The sequence below is a fragment of the Paeniglutamicibacter sulfureus genome (genome assembly GCF_039535115.1).
GTDB classification, from domain to species: Bacteria; Actinomycetota; Actinomycetes; order Actinomycetales; family Micrococcaceae; genus Paeniglutamicibacter; species Paeniglutamicibacter sulfureus.
The window spans coordinates 2,748,856-2,768,752 of sequence record NZ_BAAAWO010000001.1; the positions used below are offsets into that span (position 1 = coordinate 2,748,856).

Annotated in this window: 20 protein-coding genes; 9 read left to right on the forward strand and 11 right to left on the reverse strand. The window is 65.3% G+C overall.

Features of this window, described 5'->3' with window-relative positions; translation table 11 throughout:
• Window positions 1-85 precede the first annotated feature (85 nt).
• Together ABD687_RS12530 and ABD687_RS12535 are read left to right on the forward strand one after the other, a co-directional pair.
• Window positions 86-673: a PadR family transcriptional regulator gene (locus ABD687_RS12530; RefSeq protein WP_264268665.1), complete on the forward strand. Its 588-nt coding sequence runs from the start codon at window positions 86-88 to the stop codon at window positions 671-673.
• 196 nt (window positions 674-869) lie between these two features.
• Complete coding sequence (locus ABD687_RS12535) at window positions 870-1,721, forward strand: methylenetetrahydrofolate reductase (RefSeq protein ID WP_310290721.1); 852 nt, start codon at window positions 870-872, stop codon at window positions 1,719-1,721.
• Between the two features lie 79 nt (window positions 1,722-1,800).
• Here the strand turns inward: ABD687_RS12535 and ABD687_RS12540 are convergent, their stop codons facing one another.
• Window positions 1,801-2,799, reverse strand: a complete 999-nt coding sequence (locus tag ABD687_RS12540) for an ABC transporter substrate-binding protein (RefSeq protein ID WP_310290719.1) — start codon at window positions 2,797-2,799, stop codon at window positions 1,801-1,803.
• Window positions 2,800-3,099: 300 nt separating this feature from the next.
• On the opposite strand from ABD687_RS12540, the gene ligM reads away from it, so the two are divergent.
• On the forward strand, window positions 3,100-4,506 hold the full coding sequence (gene ligM / locus ABD687_RS12545; protein WP_310290717.1) for a vanillate/3-O-methylgallate O-demethylase: 1,407 nt from the start codon (window positions 3,100-3,102) through the stop codon (window positions 4,504-4,506).
• Between the two features lie 71 nt (window positions 4,507-4,577).
• Here ligM and ABD687_RS12550 read toward each other — a convergent pair whose 3' ends face one another.
• The 10 genes from ABD687_RS12550 to ABD687_RS12595 form a co-directional block, all read right to left on the reverse strand.
• On the reverse strand, window positions 4,578-5,441 hold the full coding sequence (locus ABD687_RS12550; protein WP_310290716.1) for an ABC transporter ATP-binding protein: 864 nt from the start codon (window positions 5,439-5,441) through the stop codon (window positions 4,578-4,580).
• Window positions 5,431-6,204, reverse strand: coding sequence for an ABC transporter permease (locus ABD687_RS12555; protein WP_264268660.1), 774 nt, complete (start codon window positions 6,202-6,204; stop codon window positions 5,431-5,433). The genes ABD687_RS12550 and ABD687_RS12555 overlap by 11 nt, the downstream gene beginning before the upstream one ends.
• Window positions 6,201-7,040 (reverse strand): ABC transporter permease, encoded by an 840-nt coding sequence (locus ABD687_RS12560; RefSeq protein WP_310290714.1) that lies wholly within the window; start codon window positions 7,038-7,040, stop codon window positions 6,201-6,203. The genes ABD687_RS12555 and ABD687_RS12560 overlap by 4 nt, the downstream gene beginning before the upstream one ends.
• Window positions 7,037-8,014 (reverse strand): ABC transporter substrate-binding protein, encoded by a 978-nt coding sequence (locus tag ABD687_RS12565; protein WP_310290713.1) that lies wholly within the window; start codon window positions 8,012-8,014, stop codon window positions 7,037-7,039. The genes ABD687_RS12560 and ABD687_RS12565 overlap by 4 nt, the downstream gene beginning before the upstream one ends.
• Before the next feature lie 127 nt (window positions 8,015-8,141).
• A complete protein-coding gene (locus tag ABD687_RS12570) occupies window positions 8,142-9,140 on the reverse strand; it encodes an ABC transporter substrate-binding protein (protein ID WP_310290711.1) in 999 nt (332 codons plus the stop codon).
• A 271-nt stretch (window positions 9,141-9,411) separates the two neighbouring features.
• The gene (locus tag ABD687_RS12575; protein ID WP_310290709.1) at window positions 9,412-10,944 is read right to left on the reverse strand and encodes an acyl-CoA synthetase; all 1,533 of its coding nucleotides are present in this window, start codon (window positions 10,942-10,944) and stop codon (window positions 9,412-9,414) included.
• A 176-nt stretch (window positions 10,945-11,120) separates the two neighbouring features.
• On the reverse strand, window positions 11,121-11,576 hold the full coding sequence (locus ABD687_RS12580; RefSeq protein ID WP_302263863.1) for a MaoC family dehydratase: 456 nt from the start codon (window positions 11,574-11,576) through the stop codon (window positions 11,121-11,123).
• 76 nt (window positions 11,577-11,652) lie between these two features.
• Window positions 11,653-12,840 (reverse strand): acyl-CoA dehydrogenase family protein, encoded by a 1,188-nt coding sequence (locus tag ABD687_RS12585; RefSeq protein ID WP_310290706.1) that lies wholly within the window; start codon window positions 12,838-12,840, stop codon window positions 11,653-11,655.
• Window positions 12,837-13,730, reverse strand: coding sequence for an amidohydrolase family protein (locus ABD687_RS12590; RefSeq protein WP_310290704.1), 894 nt, complete (start codon window positions 13,728-13,730; stop codon window positions 12,837-12,839). Before ABD687_RS12590 ends, ABD687_RS12585 begins: the two co-directional genes overlap by 4 nt.
• A 17-nt stretch (window positions 13,731-13,747) precedes the next feature.
• Window positions 13,748-14,674, reverse strand: a complete 927-nt coding sequence (locus tag ABD687_RS12595; RefSeq protein ID WP_310290702.1) for an SDR family NAD(P)-dependent oxidoreductase — start codon at window positions 14,672-14,674, stop codon at window positions 13,748-13,750.
• 128 nt (window positions 14,675-14,802) lie between these two features.
• Between ABD687_RS12595 and ABD687_RS12600 the strand changes: the two genes are divergently transcribed.
• The 6 genes from ABD687_RS12600 to ABD687_RS12625 all read left to right on the forward strand — a co-directional run bounded on the left by ABD687_RS12600 (window position 14,803) and on the right by ABD687_RS12625 (window position 19,894).
• Complete coding sequence (locus ABD687_RS12600) at window positions 14,803-15,270, forward strand: MarR family winged helix-turn-helix transcriptional regulator (protein ID WP_310290700.1); 468 nt, start codon at window positions 14,803-14,805, stop codon at window positions 15,268-15,270.
• Window positions 15,271-15,430: 160 nt separating this feature from the next.
• Window positions 15,431-15,841 carry a TOBE domain-containing protein gene (locus tag ABD687_RS12605; protein WP_302263855.1) on the forward strand — a complete coding sequence of 137 codons (411 nt, stop codon included), beginning with the start codon at window positions 15,431-15,433 and terminating at the stop codon, window positions 15,839-15,841.
• Window positions 15,838-16,623: a molybdate ABC transporter substrate-binding protein gene (modA, locus tag ABD687_RS12610; RefSeq protein ID WP_310290698.1), complete on the forward strand. Its 786-nt coding sequence runs from the start codon at window positions 15,838-15,840 to the stop codon at window positions 16,621-16,623. Before ABD687_RS12605 ends, modA begins: the two co-directional genes overlap by 4 nt.
• Window positions 16,601-17,452: an ABC transporter permease gene (locus tag ABD687_RS12615; RefSeq protein WP_310290696.1), complete on the forward strand. Its 852-nt coding sequence runs from the start codon at window positions 16,601-16,603 to the stop codon at window positions 17,450-17,452. Before modA ends, ABD687_RS12615 begins: the two co-directional genes overlap by 23 nt.
• Window positions 17,449-18,495, forward strand: a complete 1,047-nt coding sequence (locus tag ABD687_RS12620; protein ID WP_310290694.1) for a sulfate/molybdate ABC transporter ATP-binding protein — start codon at window positions 17,449-17,451, stop codon at window positions 18,493-18,495. Before ABD687_RS12615 ends, ABD687_RS12620 begins: the two co-directional genes overlap by 4 nt.
• Before the next feature lie 202 nt (window positions 18,496-18,697).
• Window positions 18,698-19,894 carry a 4-hydroxybenzoate 3-monooxygenase gene (locus ABD687_RS12625; RefSeq protein WP_310290691.1) on the forward strand — a complete coding sequence of 399 codons (1,197 nt, stop codon included), beginning with the start codon at window positions 18,698-18,700 and terminating at the stop codon, window positions 19,892-19,894.
• Window positions 19,895-19,897 lie beyond the last annotated feature (3 nt).

The following is a 19,897-nucleotide window of genomic DNA, read 5'->3' on the forward strand; positions in this document are numbered from 1 at the left end:
TACCTATCGACATAGTTAGTGGCGGTGGTCATAGACTAACTGCGGATATAGTGATTTGCAACACCCGCGTCCGAGGAAAGTTGCCATGAGTCTCCGTAACGCATTGTTTGCCCTGCTCGTCGTCGAACCGATGACCGGATACGACCTGCACAAGCAGTTCGAGTCCTCGGTCGGACATGTGTGGCATGCCCCCGACTCCCAGATCTATCCGGAACTCAAGCGCATGGAATCCGAGGGGTTGCTCGAGGGCGAGGAAATCCCCTGGGGCCCGCGCGGCAAGAAACGCCAGTACCATGTCACCGAGGCGGGCAAGGCGGCATTCAGGACCTGGATGAACACCCCTCTGGAATACGCGCGCACCCGCGACCCCGCGCACCTGAAGGCCGCCTACTTGGAATGGGCGGACCCGGAAGCAGCCAAGGAACAACTGCGCGTCCACATCGAGCACCACACCGGACTGCTGGAACAGTGGCGGGAGAAGATCACGGAGATAGAAGACGGCACCAGCGCCATGCTCAACCGGCGCCTGTCCAAGACTTCAGATGCGGACCGCGCGAAAACCAAGGCCTACAAGACATTCACCTACGAGGGACTCATCACTCAGGCCGAAGCCGAGATCGCCTGGGCGCGGCGCGGACTCAAGCTCGTCGATCGGCTCAACAGCGAGCAGTGACTCCCCTTGCCCCCAGCGGACTAACATCGCATGCCCTTGATGACGGCCAGAGCCCGTAGCCGGATGTCAACCTCGAGCACCGCGCCGTGCCGCCGCACCATCTCGGGCCATGGACAGTGGCCGGCATCCGGGATATACCTATGGGCATAGGCAATGACGTCGATCTGCCCCACGGGGCGCGGAAGGGGCTACACCGATGGCAACGGACCATTCCAGCATCACGGTCGGCGACCTGCTAGCCGGATTTTCCCTGGAAATGACGGGCAAGGACATCCCGGCACTCGAAGCTGCGTCACCCGCACTGCCGCCCAGAACCCCGGTCAACGTCACCTTTTTAGGCAACGAGGACTTGGAGATGCGGGTGGCGGCAGCCGCGGCCGTCAAGAAGGCCGGACTTCATCCCGTGCCGCACATTTCGGCCCGCAGGCTTTCATCCCACGCTGAACTTGACGGTTTCCTCAAGGCACTGGGGCAAGTCGAGGCGGCAAGCCACGTCTTTGCTGTGGGAGGCGATCCGGCCGAGCCCCTCGGCCCCTTTCCCGATTCCCTGTCGCTGATCACCTCCGGCCGGCTCGAGGCATTCGGCGTGGAAAAGGTGTCGATCGCCGGCTATCCCGATGGCCACGCTGACATCGAGGCCAAATCCCTTTGGTCCGCACTCGAGGCCAAGAACGCAGCGTTGCGAGAGCAGGGCCTGCAGGGGGAAATCATCACCCAGTTCGGATTCGACACCGTTCCGGTGCTGGACTGGCTCACTGAGCTGCGTGGCCGTGGAATCACGCTGCCGGCGCGCATCGGAGTCCCGGGCCCCGCGGGAATCAAGCGTCTGCTGGGCTACGCACGAAGGTTCGGGGTGGTCTCCTCCGCCGGGGTCGCCAAGCGCTACGGGTTTTCGTTGGGCAATCTGCTCGGGACCGCCGGTCCCGAGCGCTTTATCGCCGATCTGGCACGGCACTATAATTCGGGAGTCCACGGTGAGGTCAAGCTGCATTTCTACACCTTCGGCGGCATCGAGACGACCGCGGACTGGGTCGCCGCACATCGCTGACGCCCAACAACATGCGACAACGGTGGCCCGCCGGGAAATCCCATTCCCGGCGGGCCACCGCCGTCATGTCATCTGCGTGCTACTTGGCAGGCAGCAGTGCCACAAGATCCGGGACCTGCTCGATGAGCCCGCGGTCCAGCGAGATCTCGGCAATCTTCTCAATGGAAGCCTCATTCACCTCGGTGTAGAAGCGGGGCATCGTGAGCTTCTCAATCACGTCCGGTTCCAGCGAGGTGTAGTCGGGAAGAACCGCCTTGGCCTTATCCGGGTTCTCATCGGCGAACTTCTGCGAGGCAATCATGGCCCGGGCAAACTTGGCCGCCGTTTCGGGATTCTCCTCGATGTACTCATCCGAGGTGAAGTAGACGGCGACGGTCAGGTCATCGACCGGCTCGGCGTAGTTGGAGAAGACCGGAACGTTTCCGTCTGCCTCGGAGATGGTCACGAAGGGTTCGACCGCCGCCATCGCATCGACGTTGCCGGCAGCGAGCTGTGCCGCCATGTCGGGGAAGCCCATCTCCACGAATTGAACCTTCGTGTAGTCTCCGCCAGCCAGCTTCACGGCCTCGCTGATGGTGGAGTCGGAAATGTTGTTCAGGGTGTTCACGGCGACCTTCTTTCCCACCAGGTCCTTGATGTCCTTGATGCCGCTGTCCGGCTTGGTCATCACCGCGGCAAAGTCCGCCTTGGTGTCGCCGGTGGAGCTGCCCCCGGGCGCCACCATCTTCAGCGGCAGGTTCTTTGAACGGGCCACGATCATGGAGGTGACGTTCGAGAAGCCGAAGTCCATCTGCTTGCTCGTGATGGCCGGGACGATGGCCGCTCCGCCTTGGGCCAGGGTCAGCTTGACGTCTAGGCCTTCCTTTTCAAAGAGCCCCTCCTTGACGCCAAGATAGATCGGGGCAACGTCGACGATCGGGATCACGCCAACCTCGATCTGTTCCAGCGCGGTGGCCGCACCACTGCCGGTCGCCGCCCCCGTGGACGATTCGGCCGGGCCGCTCGACGGCGATCCGCTGCCGCAGGCGGCCAGGCTCAATGCCGCAAGCAGGGCCAGGGCCCCCTTGATCTTTTTCATGCTGGTCTCCAGGATTCTCGGGGGTCTCCCCGAACGACGAGTGATGTACGTCGCATACTACCTATTTTGATAGTGATTTGGGGAGAGTTTGGAACTAATCTTTTGCGCCTCGCCAACTTGTGGACCCTCACCTCGATCACCGTCAGGCGGGCGCGGCCTGATTTTCGCGTGAATAGCTATCGACTTAGTGAGTTGGGTGGCTTAGGGTCAGGGTAGCGGCCGGTAGGCTGCGCCTTCGAGTTCCAGGGCGGACCCCGTCGTTGCGGGCACCGCTCCCCCAAGGAAAGGAAGCCTTCTCGCATGTCACCCAAGAACCTACAAGACGTCCTGGATGCCGCCGGAAACACCGTCGAGCTGTTGCGCAATTCCCAGCTTGGTGCCTACGTCTACCCGGTCGTGGCCCCGGAATTCTCCAACTGGCGCAGTGAACAGCGCGCGTGGCGGGAGTCCGCAGTGCTCTACGACCAGACGCACCACATGGACAACCTCTTCATCAAGGGTCCGGACGCCCTGAAGCTCATCTCGGACACCGCGATCAACAGCGTCGTCTCCTTCCCGGTCAACCGGGCCAAGCAATACGTGCCCACGACCCCCGCCGGACACGTCATCGGCGACGGCATCCTCTTCCACGAGGCGCAGGACGAGTACGTCTATGTGGGCCGGGCGCCGGCAGCCAACTGGCTGCTCTTCCAGGCGGAAACCGGCGGGTACGACGTGCAGATCGAGGTGGACCGCCGCTCCCCCTCGCGCCCCATGGGCAAGCCGGTGCAACGCAAGTACTGGCGTTTCCAGATCCAGGGACCGCAGGCCTGGAACATCATCGAAAAACTGAATGGGGAGCCGCTGGAACAACAGCGCTTCTTTACCATGGGCACGATGTCCATCGCCGGACAGCAGGTGCGCACCCTGCGCCACGGCATGGCAGGGGCACCCGGGTTGGAAATCTGGGGTCCGTACGATTCCTACGATGTGATCCGCGAGGCCGTCTTGAATGCGGGGGCCGAATTCGGAATGGTTCCCGTCGGAGCCAGGGCGTATCCCTCCAACACCCTGGAATCCGGTTGGATTCCTTCCCCGCTGCCGGGGATCTACACCGGAGAGGAGCTGCGCGGCTACCGCGAATGGTTGGGCGCGGACAGCTACGAGGCGCTCAATGCCGTGGCGGGCAGCTTCGTTTCACCGAATATCGAAGACTATTACCACACGCCCTGGGAGCTCGGATACGGGTCCTTCGTGAAATTCGACCACGACTTCATCGGCCGCGAGGCACTGGAGAAGATCGATCCGGCCACCCAGCGCAAGAAGGTCACCCTGGCTTGGAACGCCGAGGACCTGGGCGCCATCCTGACCTCCATGCTCGATCCGGACGCCCTCCCCTACAAGTACTTCGACCTGCCGCTGGCCAACTACGGATCCTCGAACTACGACCGCGTCATCGATGCCGACGGCAAGACCGTGGGCCTGTCCATGTTCACCGGCTACAGCTCCAATGAGCGCCGCGGCCTGTCCCTGGCCGTGGTCGATCCGGATGTTCCGGAGGGCACCGAGCTGCGGGTGGTCTGGGGCGAGCCCGACGGCGGGACGAAGAAGACCACCGTCGAGGAGCACCGCCAGTTCGAGGCCCGCGTGGTGGTCAGCCCGGTGCCGTACTCGAACGTGGCCCGGGCCGATTACCAAGGCGGATGGCGCACCTCCTACGGGAAGTAGGCCGGTCACTGACGCAGGGCCGCCGGCTCCCTCGGGAGTCGGCGGCCCTGCGTCGTTGGTCGACCAAGGCGCTACTTGGCGGTCATGGTGATGGCTTCCTCGGGGCGGTGCCCCTGCTTGGCCTTCTGGATCTCCGCATACACGTGGTGGCGCAGCTCGGTGAAGCGCGGCAGCGACCGGGTCTCCAGTTGGTCCCGCTCGGCCGGAAGGTCGATCACGATGTCCTCCTGCACGATCGTCGGGGAGGAGGACAGGATGATCACCCGCTCCCCCAGGTAGATCGACTCGTCGATGTCGTGGGTGACGAACAGGACCGTGACGCCCAGCTTCTTCCAGACGCTGCGGATCAAATCCTCCAGGTCCGCACGGGTCTGCGCGTCCACCGCGGCGAAGGGCTCGTCCATCAGCAGAACCTCCGGCTGGTAGGCCACGGCGCGGGCGATCGCCACGCGCTGCTGCATGCCGCCGGAGAGCTGCCACGGATAGGACTTGGGCACGTGCGCCAGGCCCACCGCCTCCAGCGCCTCTGCCACCAGGCGCTTGCGTTCCTCCTTGGGAACCCCGGCGTTTTTCAGCGGCAACTCGACATTCTCGGCCACCCGCAGCCAGGGGAAGAGGGAGCGGCCGTATTCCTGGAACACCACCGCCATCTTCTTCGGCGGCCCGGTGACCTTTTGCCCGTCCAGGAGCACCTCCCCGGCGGTGGTGCCCAACAGCCCGGCAATGCACTTGAGCAGCGTCGTCTTGCCCGAGCCCGAGGGCCCGACCAGGCAGACCAGCTCGCCGCGGCCCAAATCAAAGGTCAGGTTCCGCACCGCCTCGATGTCCCCGGCATCGGTGTGATAGACCTTCTTCAGCCCGCGGACCGACAGCAGCGCCTGCCCCTCGGGCAGGGTCCGCCCGCCTTGGTGGGACGTGGGATTGTTAGACAGCATTTTCAACCTCTTTCAGGCCGTGGTACCAGCGCAGCACGCGCCGCTGGACCCATTGGAAAATAAAGGACAAGGCCACACCGATCAGGCCCAACACCACGATGCCGGACCACATCTCCGGGACCGCGAAGGACCGCTGGAACTGCACGATGGTGAAACCCAGCCCGGAGGACGAGGCAAACATCTCGGAGATGACCATCAGGATCAACCCGATGGACAGCGCCTGGCGCACCCCGGCCATGATCGTCGGGGTCGCCGAAGGCAGGATCTGGTAGCGGATCCGGGAGAACCCGGTGATCCCGTAGGACCGCGAGGTCTCGTTCTGCACCGGGTCGATGGAACGCACGCCCTCGATGGTGTTCAGCAGCACCGGCCAGACGCACCCGGAGATGATCACGGCGATCTTCATCCCGTCGTTGATGCCCACCAGCAGCATCAGCACCGGCACCAGCACCGGCGGCGGCAGCGCGCGGAAGAACTCGAACACCGGCTCGGTCACCGCACGCAGCGTGCGGTTCAGGCCCACGGCCAGCCCCAGCACAATGCCCAGCACGATCGCGGCCAGCACGCCGACCAGAAGGCGCATGATGCTCGGCAGCACGTCGGTGAGCATCCGCTCCCCGAACCAGGTCTCCACGAACGTCGTCAGAAGCTTCGCCGGGGTGGGCACGAAGAAGTTCGGCTCCCCGGAGGTGGCCAGCCACCACCAGGCCAACAAGATCAGCGGCAACCCCAACAGGTAGCCGAAGGATTTCAGGGTTTTCATACCGTCGCCTCCCCGCGAACCGACGGGTGCCAGGACAGGACCCGCTTCTCCACCACACGCGTCACCGCGTTGATGCCCACTCCCAGGAACCCGGTGGCCAGGATCAACGCATACATCCCCGAGATCGCGCCGCCGGACTGCGCCAGGGCAATCTCCTTGCCCAGACCCGGGGACCCGATCAGCAACTCCGCGGTGATCGCCAGGATCAGCGCCACCGAGGCGGCCAATCGGATACCCGTCATCAGGTACGGCAACATGGTCGGGAACACAACGTCCCGCACCCGCTGCGCGTAGGAAAAGCCGTAGGACCGCGCAGTCTGCATCGCCACGTTGTCCACGTCCGCCACCCCGTAAAGCACCTGGATCAGCACCTGCCAGAAGCAGGCGTAAACGATCAGCAGCAGCGAGGACTCGATCTTGATGCCAAAGAGCAACACCGCCAACGGGATCAACGCCACCGACGGGATCGGACGCAAAAACTCGATGGACGAGTTGGTGAAGCGGCGCAGGAACGGGGACATCCCGATCACCAGGCCCAACACCAGCGCGGCCACCACCGCGATCGCCAACCCGATCGCCCAGGCGGCCATGGTGTCACCCACGGCCACCCAGAACGCGCTCAAACCCAAGTCGGTCACCAGTGCCGCAATGACCTCGGAAGCCGGGGGAAGGTACTTCGCCTGCACCACGCCCAGTGCCGGCATCAGCTCCCAGAACCCCAGGAACACCACGATGCCCACCAGACCCAACACCCACTTCGGCAGACCCTTGGACGGCACGCGGGAGGCCTTGGCCTTCACCGCGGCGCGCGTCGATTGTTCGGTCGTTTGGGTCATGGCAACAGGGCCTCGAGGTCAACAGGCTTGGAAATGGCCCCGAATTCCCGGGTCGCATCGCCGAGCTTCTGTGCTGCGTCCTTGTTGATGTCCACGCGGTAGCGCGGCAGCACCAGCTTGGCGCGGGTTTCCTCGTCGATCTTGGTGTAGGTGCCCACGATGTCGCGGACCTCCTGCGGGTTCTCGTTCGCGTATTCCAGCGACTTGTTCATGGCGCGCTGGAATTTGGCCGTCAGCTCGGGTTCGGCGGCGACCTTGTCCGTGGAGGTGAAGTAGCCGGCGATGTCCAGTTCCGGATCGAAGTCGGAGAAGTTGTTGCTCACGACCCGCGCGCCGTCGCCCTTGGCCTGGACCAGGAAGGGATCGAGGATCCAGGCGGCATCCACGATGCCGTTTTCCAGGGCCGCCGGGGCCTCGGGGAACGGAACCTCGACGAAGTCAACGGTGCTCGGGTCCCCGCCGTCGTCCTTGACGACCTGCGAAACGGTGATGTCTCCGATGTTGGAAAGGTTGTTCACCGAGACCTTCTTGCCTGCCAGGTCCTTCGGACTCTTGATGGGCGAGTCCTTCGGGACCACCACGGCACCGAAGTCCCCGTCCTCGTTCCCGGAGGTGGTCACGCCGTTGGCTACGACCTTCATGCTCAGGCCCTTGTCGTTGGCGACCATGAGCGAGACGTAGTTGGAGAAGGCGAAGTCGTAGCTTCCGGATTGTATCCCCGGCACGATGGCCGAGCCGCCAGTGGCAGTCTGGATGTCCAGGTCCAGGCCCTCGGCTTCGAAGAAGCCCTTGGAGTCACCCAAGAAGATCGGCGCGGTGTCCACGATCGGGATGACTCCGACGGTGATTTTCTCCAGGCCGGCTCCGCCATCCGCGGCCGTGGAGGCGGTCTGGCCGCTGGGCGACCCCGAACCGCAGGCGCCCAGGGCCAGGATCCCCAGTGCGGCCATTGCGAGTGTAAGTTTGTTTCTCATGAATCCTCATCGTGCCTTGACGGTGGGTGCGGCGGGATGCCCCGCCATGGATCGTTGGGCGTGCGGCGCGGGAGTGCCCTCCGCGCCGCACGCTGGTTGCTGCATGCCGCGCCCCGGGGCGCGGCCGCTACTTGACGGTCATGGCCTCGACGTCCGGGGCCTTGGAGAGGAATTCGAGCTTGGCTGCGAGTTCGGCGAGCTTGGCCAGCTGATCGCTGGGCACGACGCCGTCCCAGGTTTCCATCTTCAGGTTTTCGGCCACCTTGGCGTCCATCTTCATGAATTCCGGCAACATGGCCTTGGCGCCGGCCTGGTCGTCCTCGGCCGCTGCCAAGGTTTCGGTCATTGCGGCCTTGAAGTCGGCGACGACCTCGGGGTTTTCCTGGGCGTACTTGCCGCTGGTGAAGCTGACCATGGTCGGCAAGCCCGGGATGGCCTTCTGGTTCGGGTAGCCAAGCAGTTCGTTGTCCGGGTTGGCCAGGGCCTTGGACAGGAACGGCTCCGGGAGCCAGACGGCGTCCATGTTGCCGCGGTCGAGCTGGGCTTCCATGTCCGGGAACGGCATCTCCGAGAATTTCAGGGCGCCCGCGTCCCCGCCGTCGATCGTGGCTGATTCCATGATGGTCAGGTCGCCTTGCGTCTTCAGTGCATTGACCGAGGTGGTCTTGCCCGCCAGGCCGGCAAAGTCCTTGATCCCCGAGTCGGCGCGCACGACCACGCCGTTGATGTCATCGCCCTCGGCCTTGGAATCCGAGTAGCCGGAGACGATTTTCATGTCCAGGCCCTTGTCCACGGCGGTCAGCACGGAGAGCGGGTTGCCGACGGCAAAGTTCAGGTCCCCGGTGGAGACAGCGGGCAGCATCGCGGCACCGGCCGAACTGGTCGTGAATTCCACGTCCAGCCCGTGCTTTTCGAAAATCCCCTTGTCGATTCCGTACTTCACCGCCACGGACGGAGCGATGGGCAAGACCCCGACGACCACCTTCGTCAACGCGCCGTCGCCCGAGGCGCCCGCCGACTCGCTGTCGGACGCGGCCGAGCCGGAAATCGAGCCCTGGCCGCAACCGGTCAGCGCCAGCGCGGCAATCGAGGCGCCTGCGATGAGCGTGGAAAGACGCTTCTTCATGAGTTCTCCTTGCTAGTCCGGGGGCCAAGAAACCCCGGCTTCATTTGCGATGTGTGACCCTCGCCACAGGCCATATCTACAACCTAAACCAAACCATTGAGTAAATCAATAATTGTTCATTGAATGCTCTGGTCGGTCTTGGCACATGGGCTGCGGGGCCCGTGTCAGCGGGCAGGAAGGCAGGTGGCCGTTCGCCCCGCAGCCGGGAAACGCCGGAGGCGGGGGAAGACACGCTTGTGTCTTCCCCCGCCTCCGTAGTCTTGCCCCGGGCTCAGGCCAGGGTGCTCTTGCGGTGGCTCTCGCGCAGGTCGGTCTTGCGGATCTTTCCGCTGGCAGTGCGCGGCAGGTCCGCAACGACCTCGATGGTGCGCGGGATCTTGTAGCGGGCAAGCTTCCCATCGAGGTGGGCGGCGATGTCCTCGCGCGTGACGTGCTGTCCCTCCGCGGGAACGATGACCGCATGCACGGCCTCGCCCCATTTCTCGTCCGGAACGCCGATCACCGCCACGGAGGCCACCGCGGGCAGTTCCATGATGGCCTGCTCTACCTGGGCCGGGTAGACGTTTTCCCCGCCGGAAATGATCATGTCCTTCAGGCGGTCCGAGATGAAGAGGAAACCCTGGTCGTCCAGGTACCCCATGTCGCCGGACTTGAACCACGTCCCGTCCTGGAAGGAGGACGCCGTGGCGTCCTCCCGGTTCCAGTAGCCGGGGATCACGTTGGGGCCCTCGATCAGGATTTCCCCGACCTCGTGGGCTGGAAGGTCCTCCCCCAGGGCGTCGACGACGCGGATGCCGGTGAAGAAGTGCGCAAGCCCGGCCGATCCGGCCTTTTCGCGGGAGTACTCGGGTTGCAGCGACGTGGCCCCCGGGGCGGTTTCCGTCATGCCGTAGCCCCCGGAAAAGGACAACCCGCGGGCCTCGTAGGCCTCAAGCACCCGCATCGGGACGGCGGATCCGCCGCAGGTGAGCATGCGGATCGAGGAAAGATCGGTGGCATCCCACGCGGGGTGCTCGGCGAGCATTTGGTAGGTGGTCGGCACCCCGGAGAGCGCGGTGACGCCGTGGCGTTCGATGGCCGCCAGCACAGCCGAGGGCTCGAAGCGGTCCTGCAGGACCAGGGTTCCGCCCTTGAGCAGGGTGGGCAGCGCGCCCATCCCCAGGGAAGCGACGTGGAACATCGGTGCGATCATCAACGCCACCTGGGTACTGGTGACGTCGTAGTCGACCAGCACGTTCAGCGAATTCCACGTCATGTTCCCGTGGGTCAGGATCGCGCCCTTGGGGTTCCCGGTGGTGCCGGAGGTGTAGAGGATGATGGCGGTGTCCTCAAGCGCGACGGGCTCGTCCCGGTGTTCCGCCGAAGCCGAGCGGATGGCCGCCTCGTAGGACCCCGCGGTCTCGGGGTTCTCCTCCACGACGAGCCGCGCGGCGACGGGGGCGATCTCGGTGGCCGCCACGGCCAGGGACTCCAACTGGCGGGCGTTGACCAGCAGGCTGGTTCCGGAATCCTGCAGGGCAAAGGCCACCTCGCGCGGTGCCAGCCTGGTGTTGACCGGAACAAATATCGCGCCGAGGCTGCCGCAGGCAAAGAGCGTCTCGAGGAAGGCGGGATGGTTGTTGCCCAGGTAGGCCACGCGGTCCCCGCGCCCGATCCCCGCACCCGCGAGCGCGTTGGCCAGCCTGTCGATGCGCTCGGCCAGCTCTTCGTAGCGCAGCGTCACCGCGCCGTCAATGACGGCCGCTTGTCCGTGCGACTTCACGCGGCGTTTGTGGATCCAGCTTCCAAGTCCTTGGTTCAACATGAGCGTTTCTCCTTCCATCCACCGCTGTTTCGATGGCGCTGCCGAGGTGTGTTCAAGTGTGGGGGCTGTGCAATTTCGGGCACAAGGGGGGCGCCCCAGGTGGGCGCGGGGCTTCCCGCGCTCACCTGGGTCAGCCGCACCGGGCCAGCCGCCGCGCGGCGTGCCCGGAACGACGGCTAGGCGTAGAACCGGTAGATGCCGCGGGACACCACGGCCGGCTTCGGGGCGCCCTCGACCTCGACGACCTGGTCGACGGCGATCTGGTAGCCGCCCTTGACCTCTTCAACCTCGGAAATCTGAGCCTTCATGCGGATCTGTGCACCGACGGGCACCGGCGAGGGGAAGCGGACCTTGTCCAGGCCGTAGTTCACGCGGGTGGAGACCCCGGTGACGTCAAAGAGCTCGGACCAGAAGGCGATCTGCAGGCTCAGGGACAAGTATCCGTGGGCGATCGGTCCGCCGAAGGGTCCGTCCTTGGCCTTCTCCGGGTCGGTGTGGATCCACTGGTGGTCATCGGTCGCGTCGGCGAACGTGTTGACCTGGTCCTGGGTGACGGTGCGGAAGTCGCTGTAGCCCAGGTCGGTGCCGGCGGCGGTTGCGAGCTGTTCGTAGGAAAGAACTGTCTGGCCCATGATGGGTACTCCTTATGTATTAAGTGGTTTGTGTTGACGTGTTTGGTAGGAATTTTGGCGGTGCCGGGGCCCTGGCCTAGCGGAAGGCCCCGATGCCGGTGATGGCCCGGCCGAGGATCAACGCGTTGATCTCGTCGGTGCCCTCGTAGGAATAGATGGCCTCGGCGTCGGCGTGGAAACGGGCGACATCGTAGTCAAGCACGATGCCGTTGCCCCCGCAGACCTCCCGCGCCAGGGCAGCGGTCTCGCGCAGCATGCGCGCGGTGAACATCTTGGCCATGGCCGAGTTCTCGTCCTTGTAGATGCCCTCGTCCTGGGCCTGGGTCAGGCTGGTGACCATGGCCAGGGAGGCTGTCACGTTGGTGAGCATCGTGGCGAGCTTTTCCTGGATCAATTGGAAGGACGCCAGCGGCTTGCCGAACTGGTGGCGTTCGGTGACGTATTTCAGCGCTGCCTCGTAGGCGCCGGCCGCCGCGCCTGCGGCGATCCAGGCGACGTCCGAGCGCATGTTGCGCAGGCACGCCGCGACGTCGGCGAAAGAGTTGATGTTCGCCAGCCGCGCCGTCTCCGGAACCGTGACGTCAACCAATTCGATGTCGGCGTTCTGCATGATCCGCAGGCTGGTCTTGCGCTCGATCTTGCTCAGCTTCAACCCGGGGGCATCGGTGGGAACCAGGAAGCACTTGACCTTTCCGTCCGCGGTGTCGCGGGCGAAGACGGCCAGCACGTCCGCCTGGGCCGCTCCGCCGATCCAGCGCTTGGCCCCGTTGATGATCCAGTGCCCGCCGTCGGCCCCGGGCTCGAAGGTGGCAGCGGTATCCAGTCCCCCGGCGATGTCCGATCCATGGTCCGGTTCGGTGAGCGCGAAGACGCCCTTGTATTCGTAAGAGGCGATGCGCGGATCCAGCTCCGCGGCCTGCTCCGGACTGCCGCCCAGGTTCACCGTGGTGCGGAACAGCCCGGACTGGGCGTTGTAGAAGGTGACCACCGAGGCGTCCACCCGGGCCAGCTCGAAGTTCCTAAAGCCCCCGAAGAGGCCGCGAACCTGTTCGCCGGCGGCCAGCACCTCGGCCGGGCGCATCATGTCCAGCTCGATCAGCGGGGCGACGATGGATTCGGGGAATTCCCCGCGCTCCCAATGGTCGGCGAGCACCGGACGCACGTGCGTATCAAGCACGGCGCGCAGGCGCAGCAGCGCCGCCCGTTCGGCGTCGGACAGCATCCGGGCGAAGCCGTACTGGTCACTGGGGTAGAAATCGGTCATGACTTGCCCAGTCCCAGCACCCGCACCGCGTTCTCCTTCAAGATCAGCGGGCGAACCTCGTCCTTCAACGGCAGCTCGGCGAAGGCTCCGAGCCACTTTGCCGGGGTGATCAACGGGTAATCGGTGCCGAAGAGCACCTTGGTCGAGAGCACGTTGTTGCTCATCTTCACCAGCGATGCCGGGAAGTACTTCGGGCTCCAGCCCGAAAGATCGATGAACACGTTCGCCTTGTGCGTGGCGATCGAGTTGGCCTCGTCCTGCCACGGCACCGAGGGGTGGGCCATGATGATGGTCAGCCCCGGGAAGTCCGCGGCCACGTCGTCGAGCAGCAGCGGGTTGGAGTAGCGCAGCTTGATGCCCCGCCCGCCGGGAAGCCCGGCGCCCATGCCGTTCTGCCCGGTGTGGAAGATGCACGGCAGCCCCAGTTCCTGGAGCACCTCCCACAGCGGGTAGAACTCCTGGGAGGAGGGGTCAAATCCCTGCAGCGAGGGATGGAACTTGAAGCCGCGCACCCCGAGCTCGTCCGCCTGGCGGCGCGCCTCGGTGATCGCGGCCGGGCCGGTGCGCGGGTCGACGGAGCCGAAGGGGATCAGCACGTCGTTGTTGCGCGCGGCCCCGGCCACCAGGTCGTCAATGGAGTTCGGCTCGTGGCCCAGCGCGGTGCGCGCGTCGACGGTAAAGAGCACCGCGGCCATCTTCGCGTCGCGGTAGACCTGCGCGATGCGATCCACCGAAGGCGTGCGTTCCTCGGACTTGAAGTACGCGGCCGAGGCCTCGAAGAGGTCCTCCGGCATGGCCTTGTGCCCGCAATCGTCGACCTCGACATGCACGTGCATGTCGATTGCGGTGATCGCCTCAAGGTCGATCCTGGATTCGTAGCGAACGCTCATCGTGGTGCGGGTGCTTTCTACTTGGCGGCCGGTTCGGGCTGCAGCTCGGCCGGCAGCTCGGGGAACGTCTCGCCGACCGACTGCAGGTTATCGGAGAACGGGAAGCGTTCGCGCAAGGCGGCGTAATCCCAGCCGCCGTCGTTGAATTCCGAGGCGATGGCCTCCGGGTGGCTCCAGAGCTGCAGGCGGTCCCCGCCGGCGCCGATCGCCTGGCCGGTGATGTTGCCGGCTTCCTCCGAGGCGAGGAAGGCGATGAGTCCGGCGACGTCGTCGGCGGTGCCGAAGCCCAGTTCCTTGCGGAAGAAGTCCGGCATGGCTTCGCCGCGCTCGTCGGCCTCGACGGCCTTGGCGAAGAACGGGACGGTCTTGGTCATGGCGGTGGCTGCCACAGGGATGACGGCGTTGACGGTGACCCCGGCGCGCTTCATTTCCATGGCCCAGGTGCGCACCATGCCCACAATGCCGGCCTTGGCGGCGGCGTAGTTGGTCTGGCCGAAGTTGCCGCGCTGCCCGGTCGGCGAGCCGATGGTGATGATGCGGCCGGCGATGTTGTTTTCCTTGAAGTAGCCGTAGGCCTCGCGGACGCAGGTGAAGGTGCCGCGCAGGTGCACGTTGATGACCAGGTCGAAGTCCTCGTCGGTCATCTTCAGGATCGACTTGTCGCGCAGGACGCCGGCGTTGGTGACCAGGATGTCCAGGCGCCCGAAGTTTTCCACGGCGGAGGCCACGAGCGCCTTGGCGGTTTCAGTGGAACCAACGGGGGCCACGACCGACACGGCCTTGCCGCCCGCCGCGTTGATCGAGGCTACGGCCTCGGCGGCCACGTCTGCATCGACGTCGTTGATGGCCACTGCGGCACCCTGGCGGGCCAGTTCCTGCGCGTAGCTCAGGCCGAGTCCGCGGCCGCTGCCGGTAACGATTGCAACTTTTCCAGCCAGTGACATGTCTGCTCCTTCAAGGGTAGTTATTGCCCCCGCCGACCCTGTCGTGGGAACCTTGCTATATACATAACAACTTAAACTCTTGATAAAGTCAACGATTAAGTTTCTTATCAATCCCGAGGGGCAGCAGCATGGCGACCAAGCCGGGCACCACCATGAACACCATTGACCGATTCCTGGACAGCGAACTGGCGGGAGACATCGAGTTCCTCACCGCCCGCACCCGCTCACTGGGATCGGCACGCGCCAACAGGCTCCTGGCCCCGCTGGGGCTAAAGGTCCGCTCCTACTCGGTGCTCTCGCTGGCCTGCAGCGGGCTGGCACCCACGCAGCGCGAACTGGCGGAATTCCTTTCGCTGGATCCGAGCCAGATCGTGCCGCTGGTGGACGCGCTGGAGGGCGAGGGGCTGGTCGAGCGGACCGCCGACCCCAACGACCGCCGCTCGAAGGTCATCACCGGGACGAAGGCCGGCGAGCAGCTTTACAAGAAGGCACGGACGGCCACGGCCGAAGGTGAAGCCATTGCCATGGCGATGCTGAGCAAGCCCGAACAAGAGACCCTGCGCGAACTGCTCTCGCGCATTGCCTTCCGTGATTAGACCGAGTCCCCCGGCAACGCCCGCGCAGCCCCCGCACCACTGCGCAACGAAGGAACCACCCGCCCCTCCGCAGCACCGTTTGGTCTCGACAGCATCCTTCGGATTTGGAATTTGCGACGATATCAACCTCAAATCACCGCAAATGAGGCATTATTGAACCATGCCGAAAATTCGAGTCTCCGAAGCAGCCCGCTTCCTCGGTGTCAGCGACGACACCATTCGCCGCTGGACCGACAACGGAACCCTTACCGCGCATAAGGACGATTCCGGTCGCGTGGCCGTGGACGGACTCGAGCTTGCCCAACTGTCACGCAGCCAGGCCCAGCTCCCCGATGACCAGTCGCTGGTTGGGTCCTCGGCCCGCAATAGGTTCGTCGGATTGGTCACCGGCATCACCATGGATACCGTCATGGCCCAGGTCGAGCTGCAATGCGGCCCGTTTCGCGTCGTGTCCCTGATGAGCAGCGAAGCCGCCCGCGAACTGGGACTCGAGCTGGGATCGATCGCCACGGCAGTGGTCAAGGCGACCACCGTCATCATCGAATCCCCGCAGGGAAAGACGGGGACATGAGCGCCCGCCGCAGGATCGGCGCTGCAATCGTCCTCGCCTTGGCATGGGTCCTGGGACTGGCCGGATGCGCATCCCCCGCTCAGCCACCACCGGTCGGCGCGGGCCCGAGCGGGGAAATCACCGTATTTGCCGCGGCCTCGCTGAAGGGCCCGTTTACCGAGATCGCGGAAGGATTCGAGGCGAAACACCCGGGCACGGCGATCGGGCTGAGCTTCGCCGGGTCCTCTGACCTAGTCACCCAAATATCCGCCGGAGCACCCGCCGATGTGTTCGCGTCGGCCGACCCAAGCAACATGGACAAGCTTTCCGCGGCGGGTCTCGTCGACGGCGCGCCCACAACCTTCGCCACCAATACCCTGGCCATCGCGGTCCCACCGGACAACCCGGCCTCGATCGCCACGTTTTCCGACCTTGCAACTCCGGGGGTGAAGGTCGTCATCTGTGCGCCGCAGGTGCCGTGCGGTGCAGCAACCAAGAGCGTCGAGGATGCCGCAAGGACAACGCTCACTCCGGTCAGTGAGGAATCCTCCGTCACCGACGTATTGGGCAAGGTGACCAGCGGTGAGGCGGATGCCGGGCTGGTCTATGTCACTGACGTCTTGGCGGCCGGCGACAAGGTCAAGGGAATCAAGTTCCCCGAATCCAAAACGGCGGTCAACGCCTACCCGATAGCCGGTGTCGCCACCAGCGCCAACAAGGATCTGGCCAACTCGTTCATCTCCGCCGTGACCGGCCCCGAGGGCAGGAAGGTCCTGGCCGATGCCGGCTTCGGAAAGCCGTAGGGCCCCGGTGTTTCGCCGCAGCGGCACCGGGTACTCCGCCGTTCCCCCGTGGATTTACGTCCTCGCCTGCGCGGGAGCATTGTTTGTGCTGCTCCCGCTGCTGGCGATGCTCGCCAGGGTTAATTGGCCCCAGTTCATTCCCCTCATCACCTCCGAATCCTCACTGAGCGCGCTGGGGTTGAGTCTGCGCACCTCGGCGGCCAGCACCATGCTGTGCATCCTCTTGGGCGTTCCGCTGGCGCTGGTCCTGGCCCGTGGAAGCTTCCCGGGCCAGCGCGTGCTGCGGGCCTTCGTGCTCCTGCCACTGGTGCTGCCGCCGGTGGTGGGCGGCATCGCCCTGCTCTACACCTTCGGGCGCCAAGGCCTGCTGGGCCGCAGTCTTGAGATTGCGGGAATCCAGATCGCGTTCTCCACTACAGCGGTCATTCTGGCCCAGACCTTTGTTGCCCTGCCGTTCCTGGTCGTCAGCCTCGAGGGCGCGCTGCGCACCGCCGGGGGAAAGTACGAAGCCGTTGCAGCAACTCTGGGCGCACGGCCGACCACGGTGCTGCGTCGGGTGAGCCTGCCGCTGGTGCTGCCCGGCTTGGCCTCCGGGGCGGTCCTCTCCTTTGCACGCAGCCTCGGCGAGTTCGGGGCAACGTTGACCTTTGCCGGTTCCCTGCAGGGTGTCACGCGGACCCTGCCCCTGGAGATCTACCTGCAGCGCGAGACCGATGCCGATGCGGCAGTGGCCCTGTCCCTGGTCCTGGTTGCAGTGGCCGTCATCGTGGTGGCACTGTCCTATGGCGGGCACCGCACGAAGAAGGCCATGCCGGGGGCCGCACAGTGAGGATCCGCTTCGAGGCCACGCTCACCGCACGGCATTTCGTCGTCTCCCTGGATCTGGCCCGGGGGGAGACCCTCGCGGTCTTGGGACCGAACGGGGCCGGCAAGTCGACGTTGCTCTCGATCATGGCCGGGTTGCTGCGCCCGGATTCCGGAACGGCATCCATCGGCGAGCGCACGCTCTTTGACCTCGATTCCGCGCGCCCGCAATGGTTGGCGCCGCACGCGCGGGGCACCGCGTTGCTTGCGCAGGAACCACTGCTCTTTCCGCACCTGAGCGTTCTCGAGAACGTCGCGTTCGGTCCGCGGAGCAAGGGCACCGGCGCGGCCAAATCCAGGGTGGCGGCCCGTCGGTGGCTCGAAGCCACGGACACCCAGACCCTGGCCGCACGGAAACCCGGCGAACTGTCCGGCGGACAGGCGCAGCGGGTCGCTGTCGCCCGGGCGCTGGCAGCGGGACCCGACCTGCTGTTGCTCGACGAGCCCATGGCGGCCCTGGACATCCACGCCGCGCCCCTGATGCGTCGGTTGCTCAAACACGTCCTCGCCGAGCGCAGTGCCATCATCATCACCCACGACATCCTCGATGCGCTCATGCTGGCGGACAAGGTCGTCATCTTGGAGAACGGACGTATCACCGAGAGCGGTCCAACCCGGGACGTACTGGGAAGGCCGCGATCCCGCTTCGCCGCCGGGCTCGCCGGGCTGAACCTCGTCACCGGCACCGCGCACGGGGATGGAATCGACACGGCCTTCGGGCGGATCTTCGGAACTCGTGAATCCGAGCTGGTCCCCGGCGAGGCGGCGGCCGCGGCATTCCCCGCTTCCGCCGTCTCGGTGTACCTGGATCCGCCACACGGAAGCCCGCGCAACATGCTCGAGGCAACCGTGACGGACCTGGAGCCGCACGGCGACGCCATCCGGGTGCGCGCAGGTGACCTGGCCGCCGACATCACCCCGGCGGCGCTGGCGGACCTCGGGCTGGTGCCCGGAACCCTCGCCTACTTCGTGCTCAAGGCCACCGCCGTCACCATTTACGCGGCCTGATCTGCCTTTCGGTCTTTGCGGGGACGCCGGGAGACGCGGCAGATAATTCTCATTCAATGAGATGGTCGTGGCCGTTTGGTGTCCGCGCCCACAGACTGGATGCAGATACCCCACAAACCCAGATCGCTGCCGGGCGCACACCACACGACGACGTGCCGCTGCCACCCGCCGATCCGCCGCACCAAAGGAACGCGATCCCCCCATGGCAACAGCGCGCACCATTCTCAAGACCCAGGTCGGCATCGTCGGCGGCGGCCCCGCCGGCCTGATGCTTTCGCACCTGCTCGCCAAGACCGGCATCGAGAACATCGTCGTGGAGGCCCGGGACCACGAGACCATCCGCAACACCCACCGCGCCGGGATCCTGGAGTCCCAGGCCGTGAAGATGCTGGTGGACTCCGGTGTCGAGGGACGCGTGCTCACCCACGGGGACAAGCACGCCGGGATCGACCTGCGCTTCAACGGCGAATCCCACCCGCTGGACTTCCGCGACCTGGTCGACGCCACCGTCACCCTCTACGCGCAGAACGAGGTCTTTGTCGACCTCGCCGCCGCACGCAAGCGCGATGCCGGGGACGTGCGCTACTCCAGTGAGGTCACCGAACTGCTGGACCTGGAAACCGACACCCCCAAGTTCCGCTTCACCGACGAGACGGGTGCCGAGTTCGAGGTGCACTGCGACGTGCTGGTCGGCGCGGACGGCTCGCGCTCCTTCTGCCGCCGGCAGATGCCCGACACCAACCGCAAGGACTTCAAGGTCGAGTACCCCTTCGCCTGGTTCGGGATCCTCACCGAAGCACCCAAGTCCGCCCCCGAACTCATCTACGCCAACTCCCCGCACGGCTTCGCGCTGATCTCCCAGCGGTCCGAGACCGTCCAGCGCATGTACTTCCAGTGCGACCCGAACGAGAACGTCGATGACTGGTCGCAGGACCGCATCTGGAACGAGCTGCAGCGCCGCGTCGACGGACCCGACGGGTTCACCCTGAAGACCGGGAACATCTTCGACAAGACCGTGCTGAAGTTCCGCTCCTTCGTGCGCGAACCGCTCTCCCACGGCCGGATGTTCCTCATCGGCGATGCCGGGCACACCGTCCCGCCCACCGGCGCCAAAGGCCTGAACCTCGCGTTCGCCGACGTCAAGGTGCTCTTCGAGGCCCTCGACTCCTACTACTCCACGCAGAACGAGTCCCTGCTGCACGGCTACTCGGACAAGGCGCTCAAACGCGTGTGGAAGGCGCAGAACTTCTCCTACTGGATGACCTCGATGCTGCACACCCCGGTGGACGCCGACCCGTTCATGGCCAAGCGCGCCCTGGGCGAGCTCGACACCGTCACCTCCTCGCGCTACGGACAGCAATACCTGGCCGAGTCCTACACCGGCTGGCCGCACGCCTAGCCC